The sequence below is a fragment of the Sphingomonas sp. TDK1 genome, from assembly GCF_001650735.1.
GTDB lineage: Bacteria > Pseudomonadota > Alphaproteobacteria > Sphingomonadales > Sphingomonadaceae > Sphingomonas.
The window spans coordinates 140999-157215 of the sequence record NZ_LXVY01000027.1 but is presented as its reverse complement, the minus strand read 5'-3'; the positions used below and the strand labels follow the sequence as shown (position 1 = coordinate 157215).

Annotated in this window: 18 protein-coding genes; 15 read left to right on the top strand and 3 right to left on the bottom strand. The window is 67.2% G+C overall.

All coding sequences use genetic code 11. From position 1 onward, the window contains the following. Positions 1 to 20: 20 nt before the first annotated feature. Positions 21 to 1232, bottom strand: coding sequence for a DUF2252 family protein (locus tag A7X12_RS14960; RefSeq protein WP_064312383.1), 1212 nt, complete (start codon positions 1230 to 1232; stop codon positions 21 to 23). 54 nt (positions 1233 to 1286) lie between these two features. Further along, the gene (locus A7X12_RS14955) at positions 1287 to 2597 is read right to left on the bottom strand and encodes a sugar porter family MFS transporter (protein WP_064312382.1); all 1311 of its coding nucleotides are present in this window, start codon (positions 2595 to 2597) and stop codon (positions 1287 to 1289) included. 213 nt (positions 2598 to 2810) lie between these two features. Between A7X12_RS14955 and A7X12_RS14950 the strand changes: the two genes are divergently transcribed. The 15 genes from A7X12_RS14950 to A7X12_RS14885 all read left to right on the top strand — a co-directional run bounded on the left by A7X12_RS14950 (position 2811) and on the right by A7X12_RS14885 (position 14723). Then, positions 2811 to 3059 (top strand): hypothetical protein, encoded by a 249-nt coding sequence (locus A7X12_RS14950; protein ID WP_064312381.1) that lies wholly within the window; start codon positions 2811 to 2813, stop codon positions 3057 to 3059. 125 nt (positions 3060 to 3184) lie between these two features. Next, positions 3185 to 4660: a PAS domain S-box protein gene (locus A7X12_RS14945; protein ID WP_064312380.1), complete on the top strand. Its 1476-nt coding sequence runs from the start codon at positions 3185 to 3187 to the stop codon at positions 4658 to 4660. Positions 4661 to 4785: 125 nt separating this feature from the next. After that, entirely contained in the window at positions 4786 to 4971 is a 186-nt protein-coding gene (locus tag A7X12_RS14940; protein ID WP_064312456.1) for a CsbD family protein, read from the top strand. Between the two features lie 35 nt (positions 4972 to 5006). Beyond that, a complete protein-coding gene (locus tag A7X12_RS14935; RefSeq protein WP_064312379.1) occupies positions 5007 to 5873 on the top strand; it encodes a hypothetical protein in 867 nt (288 codons plus the stop codon). Positions 5874 to 5898: 25 nt separating this feature from the next. Next, positions 5899 to 6165, top strand: coding sequence for a CsbD family protein (locus A7X12_RS14930; RefSeq protein ID WP_064312378.1), 267 nt, complete (start codon positions 5899 to 5901; stop codon positions 6163 to 6165). 29 nt (positions 6166 to 6194) lie between these two features. Beyond that, entirely contained in the window at positions 6195 to 6338 is a 144-nt protein-coding gene (locus tag A7X12_RS25165; RefSeq protein WP_084445498.1) for an entericidin A/B family lipoprotein, read from the top strand. 55 nt (positions 6339 to 6393) lie between these two features. Next, on the top strand, positions 6394 to 6576 hold the full coding sequence (locus A7X12_RS14925) for a hypothetical protein (RefSeq protein WP_064312377.1): 183 nt from the start codon (positions 6394 to 6396) through the stop codon (positions 6574 to 6576). Between the two features lie 156 nt (positions 6577 to 6732). Beyond that, the gene (locus A7X12_RS14920; RefSeq protein ID WP_157105610.1) at positions 6733 to 7107 is read left to right on the top strand and encodes a hypothetical protein; all 375 of its coding nucleotides are present in this window, start codon (positions 6733 to 6735) and stop codon (positions 7105 to 7107) included. 91 nt (positions 7108 to 7198) lie between these two features. Beyond that, a complete protein-coding gene (locus tag A7X12_RS14915; protein WP_064312375.1) occupies positions 7199 to 7945 on the top strand; it encodes an HAD-IIB family hydrolase in 747 nt (248 codons plus the stop codon). A gap of 23 nt (positions 7946 to 7968) precedes the next feature. After that, complete coding sequence (locus tag A7X12_RS14910; protein WP_064312374.1) at positions 7969 to 8226, top strand: hypothetical protein; 258 nt, start codon at positions 7969 to 7971, stop codon at positions 8224 to 8226. 96 nt (positions 8227 to 8322) lie between these two features. Then, complete coding sequence (locus A7X12_RS14905) at positions 8323 to 9114, top strand: ThuA domain-containing protein (RefSeq protein ID WP_064312373.1); 792 nt, start codon at positions 8323 to 8325, stop codon at positions 9112 to 9114. A gap of 69 nt (positions 9115 to 9183) precedes the next feature. Continuing rightward, positions 9184 to 11232, top strand: a complete 2049-nt coding sequence (locus tag A7X12_RS14900) for a M13 family metallopeptidase (protein WP_084445496.1) — start codon at positions 9184 to 9186, stop codon at positions 11230 to 11232. A gap of 397 nt (positions 11233 to 11629) precedes the next feature. Continuing rightward, positions 11630 to 12271 carry an ABC transporter ATP-binding protein gene (locus tag A7X12_RS14895; protein WP_064312372.1) on the top strand — a complete coding sequence of 214 codons (642 nt, stop codon included), beginning with the start codon at positions 11630 to 11632 and terminating at the stop codon, positions 12269 to 12271. Continuing rightward, positions 12268 to 13656, top strand: a complete 1389-nt coding sequence (locus tag A7X12_RS14890; RefSeq protein WP_064312371.1) for a hypothetical protein — start codon at positions 12268 to 12270, stop codon at positions 13654 to 13656. The genes A7X12_RS14895 and A7X12_RS14890 overlap by 4 nt, the downstream gene beginning before the upstream one ends. Positions 13657 to 13766: 110 nt before the next feature. Further along, positions 13767 to 14723: an alpha/beta fold hydrolase gene (locus tag A7X12_RS14885; protein WP_064312370.1), complete on the top strand. Its 957-nt coding sequence runs from the start codon at positions 13767 to 13769 to the stop codon at positions 14721 to 14723. 27 nt (positions 14724 to 14750) lie between these two features. Here the strand turns inward: A7X12_RS14885 and A7X12_RS14880 are convergent, their stop codons facing one another. After that, positions 14751 to 16217, bottom strand: a complete 1467-nt coding sequence (locus A7X12_RS14880; protein WP_064312369.1) for an MFS transporter — start codon at positions 16215 to 16217, stop codon at positions 14751 to 14753.

The window sequence follows — 16217 nt, the reverse complement described above, 5'->3', positions numbered from 1 at the left end:
GCTCCGTGCCTTGTCGGTGTTCACGCCGCGCGTGCGTAGCGCCGACAATGTTCGAGATAGCCGATTTCATGGCGTCCGGCGAGCGAGACGACGCTTTCCCAGAGCCAGGACGGCGTCTCCAGATCGGGCTGGCGATCGTCGCCCAGGATCCGGATCCATGCCGCGCGGGCGTCGCTGTCCATCTGCCGGGCATGGGCCTTGCCGACGACAAAGGCGAGGTAGCGCGCCGATTTCACCGCCTCGGAGCGGGTAAACTGGTCGAGCTCCAGCTTGAGGTCCTGCGGGGCGAGCTCGCGGACGAACAGCGAATGGCCGAGCATGCGGACGGCCGCCATCCGGCGGCCGAGATGCGGCGACAGGGCGCGCGCCGCCGCCACGACGCGGTCGGCATCGTCCGGGGGCAGGATCGCATCGGGCGCAGCCGGGGCGATCGCTTCCACGGCTTCCTTCAGGTCGATCAGCGCATAGTCGGGCTCGCCCTTGTGACCGGGCAGCGCGACGATGGCGGCGTAGCGCAACAGGCCCAGCGAGCTGCAGCCCTTCATCCAATAGGCGGCGTCGACGAGGCGAATCTCGTCCCCCGAAACGGCATCGTCGATCCCGAGCACGGTATTCAGCACGCCGGGGCGCCGCAGGGCGTCGGCAAGCGCGGCCCGTTCCTTGTCCGAGATCGCCCAGAAGCGCTTGCCGAGCGGGATCCGCGGCTCGACGGTATCGAACCGCTCCTTGGCGAGATGCCGCCACCGCCGGCCGAGCGCGCGGCGCTTCACGCTCTGGACCACGTCCGGCTCGACGCCGGGGTCGCCACTGGTCGGATCATGGATGGCGACGCCATAGCCTTCCATCATCTCCTCGAGCATCCGGGCGGTGACCACGCCCGGCAGATCCGCGCCGCGCGCCGCGGTGGCGAGCGAGAGGCCGAGCCGGATGAGATCGTGCGCGGGGTTACCGATCACGGCTTGGTCCATGTCGCGAATCTGCACCTCGATGCGGCCGCCGCCGTTCGACAGCGGCCCCAGATTGCCGACATGGCAGTCCCCGCAGATCCACAACGACGGCCCGGCCGGGACCTTGCCCGCGATCGCCGAACCTTCGAGCCATTGATAGAATTTCGCCGTGTTGCCGCGCACATAGGCATGCGCGGACCGCGCCATCTTGCGGGTGCGATGGGCCTCCAAGATGCTGTCGCGTTCGGCGGGGGTGAGAGGAGTGTCCGTGAATTTCCTGGGCATGCGCGGCTGAACGCACGACATCGTCAAACGTAACGAACTATTGCTCGCGCTGTCTCAATGGCCATGCCGGAGCGCGGACTCCATCTCCTCCAGGCGAATGCCCTTGGTCTCCGGGAAGCAGCGCCACACGATCACCAGCTGGAGCAGCGTCGCCGCCGCGAAGAACCAGAAGGGCAGGCTGCGATCGAAATTCTGCGCCACGACCGGGAAGCCGAAGCTCAGCACCGCGGCCCAGATCCAGTGGGTGGCGCTGCCCAGCGCCTGGCCGCGCGCGCGTACCTTGGTCGGGAAGATCTCGGAGAGATAGACCCAGATCACCGCACCCTGGGACACTGCGAAAAAGGCGATGAACAGCACCAGCAGCGGCAGCAGCAGCGTTTCCCGGCCGCTCCCCGAATACACCAGGGCCACACCCGCAAGTGCCACGCTGGTCCCCGCGGCTCCGGTCAGCAGCAGGGTGCGGCGTCCGATCCGGTCGATCAGCGCCATGCCCAGCACGGTCGCGAGCAGATTGGCGGCGCCGATCGACACGGCCTGCACATCGGCCGAGACCTGGCTGAACCCGGCAGCGGCGAAGATGTCGTTCAGATAGTAGAGGATCGCGTTGATACCGGTCAGCTGATTGAAGCTGGCCACGGCGATCGCCAGCAGGATCGGCTTGCGGTGGCGCGCCCAGGAAAGCCGTCCGTCCAGCGCGGTGCGCGCGTCGGGCGGGGTCAGCGTCCAGTCGGTCAGGCCGATGCGAGCAGCCACGTCCAGCGCTTCGCTTTCACGGCCCTGGGCGGCAAGCCAGCGCGGGCTCTGCGGAATGGTGAACATCGCGATGAGGAACACCAGCCCCGGCAGGACCAGCACGCCCAGTTTCCACCGCCAGCCCTCGCTTTCGGCAAGCAGGGCGGCGACCACGGCGTTGCTGCAATAGGCCGCCAGGATTCCGCTCACGATGCTCAGCTGGAACAGCCCGACCAGTGCCCCGCGCCGCGCCGCGGGGCTGATCTCGGCGATGAAGACCGGGGCCAGCACCGAGGCGCCGCCGATCGCGAGCCCGCCAATGAACCGAAACACCACGAAGCTCGCCAGATTCCACGAAAGCGCGCAGCCCAGCGCAGAGAGGATGAAGGCGATGCCGACCCAGCGCAGCACCGCGCGAGCGCCGTAGCGATCGCCGGGGATGCCAGCGCCCAGCGCCGCGATCAGCGTGCCGATCAGCGCCGCGGACACGGCGATGCCGGTGCCTGTGGGGCTCAGCGAGAAAGCGTGGGTAATCGGTGCGGTCACCCCGGAGACGACGGCGGTATCGAACCCGAACAACAATCCGGCAAGCGCCGCCGCGACGGCGATCCGGCTTTGCGTTGCTGCTGCCATGCCGATATCCTCTCTCAACAATACCGATCCGGCGACAACCGCGCGACCGTGGACGATGGGCGTCCGTTCGTTATACTTGCCCGATAACAATCGATTTGCGGCAGGGGTGCAAGCGCCGCAAAATTTGGACCGGCCAGCACGCGGATCGCCAAGAGCGCGGGATCGAAGCATGCGACCGGGCTATGAGGCGCGGCCGGGATGCCGGGAAACGGAATGGCCACGCATCCGGTCGATACGTCCGAGCTTGGCCTCGTCTTGTTCGCGGCGAGCATCGCGTTGCATTGGGCGGCGGCGCGGCTGCATTTTCTTCCCTCCGCGGCGCTTCTCCTCGGCGCCGTGATGCAGCTGCTGGTTCCCGCCTTGCCCTGGGCTGCCTGCTTCGCGCTGGGTGCAATCGTGTTGCCACCCGATGCCGCCGGGTTCCACCCGACCATGATAGAGATGACCCGAAAGCTACGGTGACGTCTTCTCGGAGGCGCCGCGACGCAGCCTCCGTAAAAACCCTTAATACGATCGTTTGCATCCCTCTGCAGCGCTGCACGTTCAGCTGCCGGAAACCATCTGGCAACATTGCACCGCGCGGGTTCATGAGCATCGACCATCCCTCCATCGACCTTCCCCAGCTTCGTCACATCATCTCCGGCCTTCGCGAGGGCGTGATCCTGGTCGACACCGCACAGCGCATTCGCTGGGCGAACGACGCGGCGTTGCGGATGCACGGCGTCGAGGCCGTCACCGATCTGGGCAAGGACGTCGATGCCTATCGCGAGCGTTTCCAGCTGCGCTACCGCAACAACCACCGGCTAGACCGCGGCGACTATCCGCTCGATCGCGTGTTGGCGGGCGAGGCGTTTGACGAGGTGGTGGTGGAAGTGGTTCCCGCCGGGTCGGAAGACGCGCGCTGGATCCACGAGGTGCGCAGCCTCGTGATCGGAGACGAGCAGGGTCGTCCGGACCTGCTCGTTCTCGTCATCCAGGACGTGTCGCTCCGCTTCGAGGCGGAGCAGCGCTTCGAGCGGACTTTCAACGTGAACCCTGCGCCTGCGGTGATCCTGCGACTGTCCGACCAGCGCTATGTGAAGGTCAACCAGGGCTTTCTCGACCTGACCGGCTACCAACGGGACGAGGTGCTGGGTCGTTCGCTTTACGACATCGATGTGCTGAAGGACGCGGCCGACCTGGACACCGCCAAGGAGCGCATCCGCGAGGGTCGCACCGTGCCGCAGATGCAGGCCGATCTCGACCTGCCCGATGGTGGCCGCAAGCTGGTGATCGTCGCCGGCCAGCCGGTAGAACTGGACGACGAGCCCTGCATGCTCTTCTCCTTCGCCGATCTCGAGCCCCGCCGCCAGGCCGAGAACGAGCTGCGCCACAGCGAGGAGCGTTTCGTCACTACCTTCCGCCTGGCCCCGGTCGCGATGGCGATCACCACCCGCGACGACCTTGCCGTGTGCGATACCAACGACGCCTTTCACCAGCTGAGCGGCTGGTCGAGCGACGAAACCATGGGCCAGCGCATGGCGGCGCTGCGCCTGTTCGAGGATGGCGGCTTTCTCAAGCAGGCGTGCGAAATGCTGGCGGAACGCAGCGACTTTCGCAGCCTCGATGCGCGGGTGCGCACGAAGGAAGGGGCGATCACCGATTGTCTCGTTTCCGCCGCCGCGATCCCGCTGCGCCGCGACACCTGCATCCTGTGGGTGGTGCAGGACATCCATGCGCGTCGCCACAACGAACTCGAACTGATCGGCGCGATCGAGGCGGTGATGCAGGATACCAACTGGTTCAGCCGATCGGTGGTGGAAAAGCTCGCCAATCTGCGCAACCCGCACGGCACCGCCCGCCCGGTCGAGACCAGCGAGCTCACCCGGCGCGAGAAGGAAGTGCTCAGCCTGCTGTGCGAAGGCGGCGACGATGCCACCATCGCCCGCGAGCTGGGCGTCTCGCGCAACACGCTGCGCAACCATGTCGCGCGGGTCTATGCCAAGATCGGCGTCAACCGCCGCGCCCAGGCGATCCTCTGGGCCCGCGAGCGCGGCTATCCGCTGCAGCGGCCGATAAAATGATCGGTTCTGGTCCGGAAGCACCACATGATTTGGTACTTCCGCATCTCTTTTTGCCCCCCGCCCTCTGCCATTTCCTCACCATGGCCGCGGGGCCTTCCCCGCGCCGCAGTCAGGAGGACGAACCAGTGAACGAGAACCGTATCAAGGGTGAAGCCCATGCGCTGAAGGGCTCGATCAAGGAAGCCATCGGCAAGATCACCGGCGACGCCCGCATCCAGGCCGAGGGTGCCGCCGAAAAGCTGGCGGGCAAGGCCCAGGCCGGCACCGGCGCGATGGCCGACACGGTGAAGAAGACGGTGGCGGGCAAGTGACCAACGCGTTCCCCCCAAGAGCAGGAGATGCCGCAATGGCAACCGCTATCTACGATACCCGCCTGGCCGTGCGCCCGGTCCCCCGCGTCAGCTGGTCCGCGATCCTCGCGGGCGCGGTGATCGCCCTCGCCGTCGAGCTGATGCTCGCACTGCTGGGCGCCGCGATCGGCTTTTCGACGATCGATCCCGCACAGAATAGCGGCCCCAGCGCCGGCGGTCTCGGCATCGGCGCGCTCGTCTGGTGGACGGTCAGCAGCGTGATCGCGCTGGGCCTGGGCTCCTATGGCGCCGCCCGCGTCGCCAAGCTCCGCCGCCGGTTCGACGGTGCCGCGCACGGCCTCGCCATCTGGGCGCTGACGCTGCTGCTCACCTTCTATCTGCTTACCTCGGCGATCGGCGGCCTGGTCGGCAGCGCCTTCCGCACCGTCGGGACCGTCGCCTCGACCACCGTCGCCGGCGCCGGTGCGGTGACCCCGACGCTCGCCAAGGCGGCCGGTGTCGATGAGTCCGCGGTGGACGCGCAGGTCTCCGCGCTGCTCGACAAGACGCCGACCAACCCCAAGGACATGACGCCGGAGCAGGCCCGCAAGGCGATGATCGCCGAACTGCCCGCCATGGCCCGCGGCGGTGCCGAGGGGCAGGCCGCCGAGCAGCGGATCGCGCAGATCATCGCGGTGCAGGACAGCGTGAGCGAGCAGGAAGCCATGACTCGGGTCGAAAAGGCCCGCCGCCAGGTGGTCGCGACCAAGAACGACGCGCTGCAGACCGCGAAAAATGCCGGCAGCGCAGGCGCCAGCGTCGCCGCCGGCAGTGCCTTCGCCCTGTTCCTGGTGATGCTGCTGGGTGCGGGCGCCGCGATCGGAGGCGGCATCGTCGCCACCCGCCGCTCCATCGAAGACTGAATTCAACCTCGCAAGGAGAAGAAGCATGGACACCCATCGTATCACCGGCGCCCTCAAGGAAGTCGCAGGCGGCGTCGAAGAAGGGCTCGGCAAGGCAACCGGCGACCGCGAGAGCGCGGCACGCGGTGCGGCCCGCAGGGCAGAGGGCGGGATCGAGCGCCGCTTCGGCGAGACGCTCGACCAGGTTCGCAGCGCGGTGCGCGATCATCCGCTGCTCGCCCTTGCCGCCTCGGGCTCGGTCGCGCTGCTCGTCGGCGCCGCGCTGATCGGTCGCCGCTCGGCCGACGACTGATCGACCCCTTTCCAACACAGGAGATAGACATGATCCGCAAGACCCTTCCCCTCGCCGCCGCATTGGGCCTGCTGGCCCTCGGCGCCTGCAACACAGTCAACGGCGTCGGTAAGGACGTCCGCTCGGCCGGCACCGCCGTCTCGGACGCCTCGGGCCAGAACCACAAAAAGTAATCCCCTCCGGCATCGCGGGCATCCGCCCGTGATGCCGGTCCTTCGGAGTGCCCCCGTGACCGAGATCGATCCCGACTATCTGCTCCGGCGTCTCGCCCAGTCCCGCCGCGCTGCCGAACGGGCGACCGAGAGCAGCGCCCGCGCCGCACATCTGGCGATGGCGGATCATTATGCGGCAGTGCTGCGGTCCCACGCCATCCCGGTGCCGCGATCCGTCGCGGCTGCCAGCGAAAGATGACCCCGCCCGCCGCCAGCGCCCGGAAGGATACGGAATTGAGAGGGCCCTGCCGGCCCCATAGATATCGGATCGCTTCCGCGCGCGGCGGAATGCCGTGCCGCGTGATAGGATGCCATGGACGCCAGCTTTTCGATCGACGTAGACGTACCGCGAAGCTTGGTCACCATCGTGATGACGGGCTTCTTCTCGCCGGAGGATATTGCGCGCTTCGTGGCGGCGCGTGATGCGGCCCACACCCTGCTGCGCTGCGGGCCCAACGAGCACCTCACGCTCGTCGACATCCGCGGCATGCGGATCCAGTCGCAGGAGAGCGTCGAACTCTTCCGGAGCGTGCTGAAAAACCCGCGTGTCCAATCGCGCCGGCTCGCTATTGTCGTCGCCCAGTCACTTGCCCGCATGCAGATCAAGCGCGCGGCCAGCGATCGCGATCCGGCCTATTTCACCGAGCCGGCGGAAGCCGAAGCCTGGCTCGTCGAGGACCTTGCAACCGACGCGGCAACCGACGCATCGGAAGCGCTATGGAGGACCTAGGGAACCTTGGTTCCACTGGGCGTTTCCCACCGCAGCCGGGGCTGATCCCGGTCTGAGTCTGGTTTCCCGAACCAGCATTCGGGAGCACCGCGTGAAACGCCTTATCGCCTTCGACCTGGATGGAACGCTCGCCGAGAGCAAGCAGCCGCTGGAAGCGCGGATGGCATCCAGCCTTTCGTCCCTGCTGGACATCCTCCCCGTCGCGGTGATTTCCGGAGGCGACTGCAAGCAGTTCGACGTACAGGTGATCTCCCGCCTGCCGCCCGGCACCCGGTTGGATCGCCTGTTCATCATGCCGACCACGGGTGCCAAGTTATATCGCTTCCGCGAGGGCGCCTGGCAGCAAATCTATGCCGAGTCCTTTACGCCCGAGGAGCGCGAACGGATACTCACCGCGCTGAATCGCGCGGTCGGCGAGGCCGGCCTCACCCCCGCGCATCTCTGGGGGGAGCAGATCGAGGACCGCGGCACCCAGATCACCTTCTCGGCGCTGGGCCAGGAAGCGCCGGTGGATGCGAAAAAGGCCTGGGACCCGGACCAGGCGAAGCGTGCCGCGCTGCAACGCACGCTTGCGGCCCAGCTGCCGGGCTTCTCGATCCGGATCGGCGGAACCACCTCGCTCGACATCACGCGGCAAGGCGTCGACAAGGCCTATGCGATCGCCCGCCTCGAAACCCATGCCGAGCTCCCGCGCGCGGCAATGCTGTTCCTGGGGGATGCCCTCTATCCCGGCGGCAACGATGACCCGGTCCGCGCCGCGGGCGTCGACAGTATCCGCGTACGCGATCCCGCCGAAACCGGCGCGATCATCGACGCGTTGGTCGCCTGGAACCGGTAGAGTCACGCCGCAGGAGAGCATGGATGGACGGATCGGAAACGCTTGGTCTGGGTATCCGACGATCGGTCGAGATGGCAGCGGTGTTCATGATCGGCGACGGCTTGCTCGGGATGCTGCAACCCCGGCGCCATGTCGCGCTCTGGCGATCGGAGGTGGCCGCGGTCGACGGGCTCGTCCGCCCCTTTGCGGATCGACCGGGACGGCGACGCGCCTATGGTGCGCTGCAGATCGCCGCCGGCATTGCGCTCGCCGCCGCGTTGAAGCGCCGCAATGCGCCCTGACCGTCTACCGCCCCGCGCGCCCTTTTGGCTTGAACGAAGCGGTATCGATCGCGCAGGGTGCTCCCCCGGGCAATGACCTAGGTGGGAGAGAACGGGATGCGTAAGATATTGGCGGTACTGGCGCTTTTCACCATGGCGCAAACCGTGCCGGACCCGCACCTGCCCAAGCCGACCCTGGATTCCGTCGCGCTCGCCCTGCCCGCAGGGCTGCGGCACGCCGTCCTCATCGTGTCCAAGACCAATGGCTGGCGACATATCGAGCACATTCCGCACTCGAACAGCGTGCTGGCAGAGATCGCCAGGAATCTCGGCCGCGCCAGCTTCGTCACCGAGAATGCGGCGGTGTTCAACGATGCGCAGTTGCGACACTTCTCGGTCGTCGTGCTCAACAGCGCGAGCGGCGACTTCCTGACCCCCGATCAGCGCGCGGCCTTTGCGCGGTTCGTGGCACGCGGCGGCGGCGTCGTGGCGCTGCACGCGGCGGGCGACAACAGCCATACCGATTCCTGGTATGTCCAGACCGTGATCGGCACCAGGTTCATCGGCCATCCGGGCGGCGCCGACCATCTCCAGTCCGCGCAGCTGCTGGTCGACACGCCGGACCATCCCGTCATGGCCGGCGTGAAGCTGCCCTGGTCGCTGGTCGACGAATGGTATTCGTTCGATTCCAACCCTGCCGCGAAGGGCATGACCGTGCTCGCGCGGATCGACGAGGCGAGCTATCGGCCGGGCGCCAAGCTGGCAATGGGCGTCCATCCGGTGATCTGGGTCAATCCCTCGGCCAAGGGGCGCGTCTTCTATTCGGCGCTCGGCCATTCGCCCGAAGCCTATGACGATCCCAATTATCGGCGCATCCTCACCAATGCCATCCGCTGGGCCGCGCGCTAGAGCAGGCGATTGACCTCGCGTATCATTCAACTAGTACAGCGACATAATCTTTCAGGAGAGTTTCGCTTCATGCGCCCAGCTTTGTTCGTTACCACCGCCTTGGGCACGCCGTTGCTTCTCGGCGCCGCGATCTACGGCTTGAGCCCGGCCCCCGCGCAAACCGCGGCCGCGGCGTCCGGCAAGCCTGCCTATGGCACCTATGGTTTCGACACCGCGGGCATGGATCGCTCGGTGCGCCCCGGGGACGACTTCTACGCCTATGCGAACGGCACCTGGGCCAAGAACACCGCCATCCCTGCCGACCAGTCCAACTATGGCGCGTTCAACCTGCTCGACGACCTGTCCAAGGAGCGCACCCATGCGATCCTGGAAGCGGCGAAGGGCGATGCCGGATCGAAGATCGGCACGGCCTATGCCACTTATCTCGACACCGCGACCATCGATGCCAAGGGCCTCGCCCCGATCAAGCCATGGCTCGACCAGATCAAGGGCGTGACGAGCAAGGACGCGATGAGCGCGCTCTACGCGCAGGCATCGCGCAACGGCGTGCCCGTGCCCTTCGGTGCCTTTGTCGGCCAGGACGACAAGGAGCCGGAAGTCTATGCACTGAGCATGTTCCAGAGCGGCCTCGGCCTGCCGGATCGCGACTATTATCTGTCGAGCGACGCGAAGCTTGTCGAAACCAGGGCGGCCTATGGCAAGCACCTGACCAACCTGCTGGCGCTCGCCGGTGAGCCCGATGCCGCCGCGCGCGCTGCCGCCATCGTCGCCTTCGAAACCGAGATCGCCAAGGTAAGCTGGACGCGCGCCGACAGTCGCGACGCCAACAAGACCTACAACAAGCTCAGCCTCGCGCAGCTGAAGGAGCAGGCGCCCGGTTTCGATTTCGCGAGCTTCTTCAAGGGGATCGGTGCGCCAGTCGACAGCGTGATCGTGGCTCAGCCAAGCGCGGTGACAGGTATCGCCAAGCTGATCGCGGCGACGCCGGTGGCGGTGCTGCGCGACCAGCTGATCGTCCGTTCGCTGAGCGCCTATTCGGATGTGCTGCCGAGCAACATCGACAAGGAGGTCTTCGCCTTCGAGGGGACGACGCTCTCCGGCACCCCGGAGCAGCAGGTCCGCTGGAAGCGTGCGGTCGATTTCACCACCGGCGCGCTGTCCGACGAGGTCAGCAAGATCTATGTGGCCAAATTCTTCCCGCCGGAAACCAAGGCGGCGGCCGACCGGCTGGTGAAGAACGTGATCGCCGCGATGGACGCGCGGATCGACAAGCTCGACTGGATGGCGCCCGAGACCAAGGTGAAAGCGCATGAGAAGCTCGCCGCCTTCACCCCGAAGATCGGCTATCCGGACCGGTGGCGCGACTATTCGGCGCTGAAGATCACCGCGGGCGACGCGTTCGGCAATTCCTTGCGGGCCAACCAGTGGCAGCATGACGAGAATGTCGGTCATCTCGGCAAGCCGCTGCAGCGCTGGGAATGGGGGATGACCCCGATGACGATCAACGCCTATGCCAATTTCGGCATGGTCGAGATCGTGTTCCCGGCGGCGATCCTGCAGCCGCCCTTCTTCGATCCCAAGGCCGATCCCGCGGTGAACTATGGCGGCATCGGCGCGGTGATCGGGCACGAGCTGAGCCATCACTTCGACGATCAGGGCGCCAAGTACAACAAGGAAGGCCGCCTGACCGACTGGTGGACGCCGGCCGATGTGGCGGCGTTCAAGCAGCGCACCGATGCGCTCGCCGCGCAATATGACGCCTACACGCCGCTGCCCGGCATGCATGTCAATGGCCGCCTGACCCTGGGCGAGAACACCGCCGATCTTGCCGGCCTGTCGGTCGCGCACGACGCCTATCTCAAGTCGCTCGGCGGCAAGCCGGCGCCGGTCATCGCGGGGACGACCGGCGATCAGCGCTTCTACCTTGGCTGGGCCCAGGTCTGGCGCCGCAACTATCGCGAGGCAAATCTGCGCCAGCGGTTGCTGACCGATCCGCATGCGCCGTCCGAGCAGCGCACCTGGGTCGTGCGCAACCTCGATCCCTGGTATGCCGCGTTCAAGCCGGCGCCGGCCGACAAGCTGTATCTCAGCCCGGAAAAGCGCGTGCGCATCTGGTAAACTAGGTTGCCAGGCCGGGGGGGGGGCGATGCCGCGCCTCCCCGGCAGCTTCAGGAGCGCGGCCACCGCGCGGCCGGATCACATCGCCAGTCCTTCGGGTCGGCTTCCATCAGCGTGAACCGGAACCGGCCGCCGGTCACGACGCGCTCGCCGCGCCCGATACCGCGCCAGATGGCGACGCCGTCGTCGATGCGTTTGGCGCCGGCATCCTGCCCCAGGAAGTATTACGCAGCGTTACGCTGGTATTGCGTGCCCCGCCACAACTTGATGCGCCGCTTCCACCCCGCACGATACTTCGTTTCCAGTGGACCTTGGTAGGGTGCGAGCGGCTGCCGACTTCCCGCGTTCCGCGTCGGTGGGGATGGCAAGGGAAAGACAGGCATCCTAAAGGCGGTATATGACCGAACTTCAAATGCACGGGGTCTCACGCTCCTATGGGTCCAAGCAGGTTCTGGCGGACGTAAATGCCGTCTTCGCGCCGGGCCTGACGCTGCTGGTCGGCCCCAGTGGCGCCGGCAAGTCGACGCTGCTGCGCCTTATCGCCACAGCGGAGCGGCCGAACCGGGGCGAAATTCTCTGGGACGGCACGCCGCTCTCCAAGGTGCGCACGGCCTTGCGGCGCAGCCTGGGCTACGCACCCCAGGCGGTGGATCTGCCGGAAGATCTGACCGCGCGCGAGTTCGTGCGGTACATGGCTGCGCTCAAGGGTCTGGATCAGCGCGCGGCCGACCGCCAGTTCGACGGCATCGCCGAAGCGATCGGCCTACGCGACGCAACGGATGCACGTATCGCGACCTTTTCCGGGGGCATGCGGCGCCGCCTGATCTTCGCACAAGCCGTGCTTGGTGCGCCGCGCCTGATCGCGCTGGACGAACCCACGGCCGAACTCGACGCGACGACGGCGCGCCAGGTCGGCGACCTGCTCCTCGAACGAACCCGAGACGCCATCGTCGTGATGACCACGCACCTCGCCGAGGAGCTCGCTCCCGCAGCGCGAGCGGTGCTGCGCGTCGCCGAGGGACGGGTGGCCCCGGCATGATCGCGGTTGCCCGCGCCACTTTCATCGCCAATCTGGTGCGCGCGTCGCGCGGCTGGGGTCTGTGGCTGCTGCTGCTCGCCGGACCGGTAGGCGCACGCTTCATGATCGCGCGCGACGATGGCTCTGGCGTGCAGATCGCGGTGGGCAAGCATCTGCCGGTGATCAGCTCGGCCGTGCTCGGCGTATCGCTCGGCATTGTGGTGTCGACGCTGCTGCTGCCGATCGGCTTCCTCTATCTGCGGGCCAACGCCACCCGTCGGCAGCCCTGGCAGATCGACGAGGTGACTTCGGCATCACGCGTCGCGATCGCGCTGGGGCGCTTCGCCGCCGACGTCGTCGTGCTACTCGCCATGCTGTCGACATTGACGCTGGCGGGCGGCTTCCTGGGCTGGCTGATCGTGACCGGGCCGCTGGACCTGCCACGCATCGCAGCCTTGCTCTGGCTGATCGCAGCGCCGGCGCTGATCGGCCTTGCGGCAGTTCACCGTTTCCTCGACGCGCTGCCGCTTACCCGGCGCGCGGCGGGAGAGTTGGTATTCTTCATCCTCTGGTTTGCTAGCCTCGCCATGCCGGCGGCGGTCGCCAGCCAGCCGTCGAGCTTCCTGGTCAATCTCGCGGATTTTCCGGGCTTCGTCCGCCCGCTGGCGGGGCCGGTGCCGCTGGCCGGACAGGACGTGGTGATCGGCGGCGTGGAAGGTCTGGCACCCGGCCGCGCGCCGCTTGACGTGATGGCGGGGGTGCTCGCGCCAGGCTATATCGCCTCGCGGCTGGCCTGGACTGGCATCGCACTCGTCCTGGCGGTGCTTGGCGGGCTGCTCTACCGGCCACATCGCCATCGCGCGCGGCACAAGTCCGGTGGAGTATTCGACCGCCTGCTGGCGCCGAAGCCGCGGCGAACCGCGTCTTTGGCAGAGTCGCCACCGGCACAGGGGATAGGTCTGCCCTATCTTGGGCTTGTACTGGCGGAATTCCGGCTGATCGGGGCCGGGCGACTGTTCACGCTGCTGGCGATCGCGGCGGCGCTGGCCGGGCTGGCCGCGGACTATCGCCATATCGGCGGGGCCGCCGCCGGGCTGCTGCTGGTGTTCGCGCTGTCCGCCCATGCGGGGCGGAGCGAAGCCAAGGGCCTGCTGGCGCTGACCCGCACCGCGCCGCTGCCCGCGATGATCCGCCGCGTTGCGTTCCTTGTGGCTGGGCTTGGCTGGGGTCTGCTGCTGGCGCTGCCGGCGAGCGCGATCCGGCTCTCGGCCGCACCGCTTTTTCAGGGCGGCGGTGTCGCCCTTGTCGCGGCACTCATTGCAACCATGATCGCGACGATAAGCCATAGCGGCTTCGCGGGGCGACTGGTGCTGATCCTGCTTTGGTATGTCTATATCGCTGCATAGCGCACGTCGGATCCTGCCCGCGCATAGCTGCACGTCGGTATAGCTATGGCGCGGGCCTGAACGCGGTGTAGCCGGATGCTTTGTGCCCCAGCGTAAAGTGCCGATTCATCATGAAAATCCCGCATCTTGCCCTGCTTGCCCTGCTTGCCCTCGGCGCCGCTTCGGCGGCTGCGCCGACTGCCGCCCGAGAGGAAGGCGCCGGATCGAAGCTTGCGCCAGGCAGCCACTTCGCCGACCTGCAGGGCGTGCGGATCCACTATATGATCCGCGGGCATGGCCCGCTCGTGGTCGTTCAGGCTCCGGGCTGGGGCATCGGCACCGAATATCTCGAAAAGGGGCTGGCTCCGCTCGCCAAGCGATTTACCGTCCTGACATATGATCCGCGCGGGACGGGGCTCTCCAGCCCGGTCGCGGCGACCGATCATATCGGCAATGTCGATCTGGCGGAGAACCTCGAACAGCTTCGCGCATATCTCGGCCTGCCGTCGATGAATCTGGTGGGCCATTCGAATGGCAGCGCCATTGCGATCCTCTACGCCGAGCGTCATCCGGAACGGGTGGGCAAGCTGGTGCTGATCGGCTCGCAGCTGCTGGGCTACAAGGGCGCGCCAGGCCCGGTCGAGCTGGCGGAGCGTGCGCGCCGCCGTACCGACCCGGCATTCTCCCGGCTGGACGCGCTGATGGCGGGACCGACTCCGCAAACCGACGCTGCTTTCACCAAGCAGTTCAAGGGCTATGCGGGCTTCTTCTTCTATGATCCGACGCGCGACGCGCGCGTGCTTGTCGCCGCCATGACGAAACCGATGAGCGTGCGCATGTACAAGGCGTTCGAGGAATCCCCGCCGGCCGACCGGGCGCCGCCGCTCGCGGATCTGGCGAAGATCACCGCCAGGACACTGATCGTCGAGGGGCGGCAAGATCCTGCTTGCCCGCTGACCGAATCCGAACGGATCCGGCAGGGCATTGCCAGCTCGGAACTGGTGGCGATCGACCATGCCGGGCATTTCCCCTGGATCGAGCAGCCGTCTGCCTTTTTCGCGCCGGTGATCCGCTTCCTGGCATCCTGACCACCGCGCCCGGCGGCGGGACGGTATTCAACCGCGGGGGTGATGCCCGCTCATCGCGGCGCCGGCATCGGCCGCGAAACGGCGGTTCCAGAACCAGGCCGACGCGGAGATGGCGGCCACGATGACGAAAGCCACCGAGAAGTCGCTCAGCTGGAGCTGCGTCCGGTGCGCGAGTTGCGGCCCCAGCTCCAGCGCCGTCGCCGCGGTGCAGATGCCGAGGGACAGGGTCAGCTGCTGGAAGGTTGCGTAGAAGCTGGTCGCGCTGCTCATCTCTTCCTTGTCGACATCGGCATAGGCGATCGCGTTGAAGCCGGTGAACTGGAACGAGGTGAAGAAGCCCGAGATCGCCAGCACCGCCACCATCGCGGCGATCGGCCAGTCCGGGCGGAACAGCGCGCAGCTGGCATAGCCGAGGCTGCTGATCAGGCCGGATACGAGCAGGCTGTCGCGAAAGCCCCAGCGGCGGAGCACCCGCGGCGCCAGCGCCTTCATCGCCAGCGCCCCGATCGCGCCGACCATGGTGATCGTACCCGTTGTCGCTGCGGAGAAGCCGAAGCCGAGCTGGAACATCAGCGGCAGCAGGAAGGGCTGGGCACCCTGGGTGATACGAGTCAGCGACCCGCCGATCACCGACAGGCGGAAGGTGTCGATGCGCATCAGCCGCGGATCGAGGATGGGATCGCGCGCGTGTCGGGCGTGCCAGACATAGCCGAGCGCGAATAGCGCGCCGGTGACGAGCAGCCCCATCGCTATCCGGGCGACGCCGGGATAGCTCGATAGCTCGAACCCGAACAACAGGCAGCCGAGCGCGCCGCCCGACAGGAAGAAGCCCAGGATATCGAACCGCGTCCGCGCTTCGCCGCGCACCTCCGGGACCAGCAGCAGCGCGCCGATAGCACCGGCAATGCCGATCGGCAGGTTCAGATAGAAGATACAGCGCCAGTCGAGCCAGGTGACGATGAACCCGCCCAGCGGCGGCCCGAGGATGGGGCCGATCAGTGCCGGCATTACCAGCCAGGACAGGGCTTGGACCATGTCTTCCTTGGCGACGCTGCGCAGGAGCACCAGCCGCCCCACCGGCACCATCATCGCGCCGCCGATGCCCTGGACGAACCGCGCGGCGACCAGCATCGGCAGCGTGCCCGCCTGCGCGCAGGCCATCGAGCCGGCAAGGAAGATACCGATCGCGGCGCAGAAGATGGTCCGCGATCCGAAGCGGTCGGCCAGCGTGCCGCTTGCAGGGATGAACAGCGCCAGCGCAAGCAGGTAGCTGGTCAGCGCGACACTCAGGCTGGTCGCAGAGCTGCCGAGGTCAAGCGCCATGGTCGGCAGGGCGACGGTGAGTACCGTGCCGTCCAGCTGTTGCATGAACAGCGCCGCAGCGACCACGAGCGCTATCGCGCGGTAACCGCGGCCGCTGCCCCGCGCCGGCTTGATCGGCGTGGTCACCGCCTCGACGGCAGGCGCCAGGCCGTCGCCGACATCCGCGCTCAT

Bases quoted from the DNA above. Each gene is read 5' to 3' on its own strand.
- A7X12_RS14960 (WP_064312383.1), bottom strand. From the start codon at position 1,232: ATGCCCAGGAAATTCACGGACACTCCTCTCACCCCCGCCGAACGCGAC.
- A7X12_RS14955 (WP_064312382.1), bottom strand. From the start codon at position 2,597: ATGGCAGCAGCAACGCAAAGCCGGATCGCCGTCGCGGCGGCGCTTGCC.
- A7X12_RS14950 (WP_064312381.1), top strand. From the start codon at position 2,811: ATGGCCACGCATCCGGTCGATACGTCCGAGCTTGGCCTCGTCTTGTTC.
- A7X12_RS14945 (WP_064312380.1), top strand. From the start codon at position 3,185: ATGAGCATCGACCATCCCTCCATCGACCTTCCCCAGCTTCGTCACATC.
- A7X12_RS14935 (WP_064312379.1), top strand. From the start codon at position 5,007: ATGGCAACCGCTATCTACGATACCCGCCTGGCCGTGCGCCCGGTCCCC.
- A7X12_RS14930 (WP_064312378.1), top strand. From the start codon at position 5,899: ATGGACACCCATCGTATCACCGGCGCCCTCAAGGAAGTCGCAGGCGGC.
- A7X12_RS25165 (WP_084445498.1), top strand. From the start codon at position 6,195: ATGATCCGCAAGACCCTTCCCCTCGCCGCCGCATTGGGCCTGCTGGCC.
- A7X12_RS14910 (WP_064312374.1), top strand. From the start codon at position 7,969: ATGGACGGATCGGAAACGCTTGGTCTGGGTATCCGACGATCGGTCGAG.
- A7X12_RS14905 (WP_064312373.1), top strand. From the start codon at position 8,323: ATGCGTAAGATATTGGCGGTACTGGCGCTTTTCACCATGGCGCAAACC.
- A7X12_RS14900 (WP_084445496.1), top strand. From the start codon at position 9,184: ATGCGCCCAGCTTTGTTCGTTACCACCGCCTTGGGCACGCCGTTGCTT.
- A7X12_RS14895 (WP_064312372.1), top strand. From the start codon at position 11,630: ATGACCGAACTTCAAATGCACGGGGTCTCACGCTCCTATGGGTCCAAG.
- A7X12_RS14890 (WP_064312371.1), top strand. From the start codon at position 12,268: ATGATCGCGGTTGCCCGCGCCACTTTCATCGCCAATCTGGTGCGCGCG.
- A7X12_RS14885 (WP_064312370.1), top strand. From the start codon at position 13,767: ATGAAAATCCCGCATCTTGCCCTGCTTGCCCTGCTTGCCCTCGGCGCC.
- A7X12_RS14880 (WP_064312369.1), bottom strand. From the start codon at position 16,217: ATGAGCGCGGATGTCGGCGACGGCCTGGCGCCTGCCGTCGAGGCGGTG.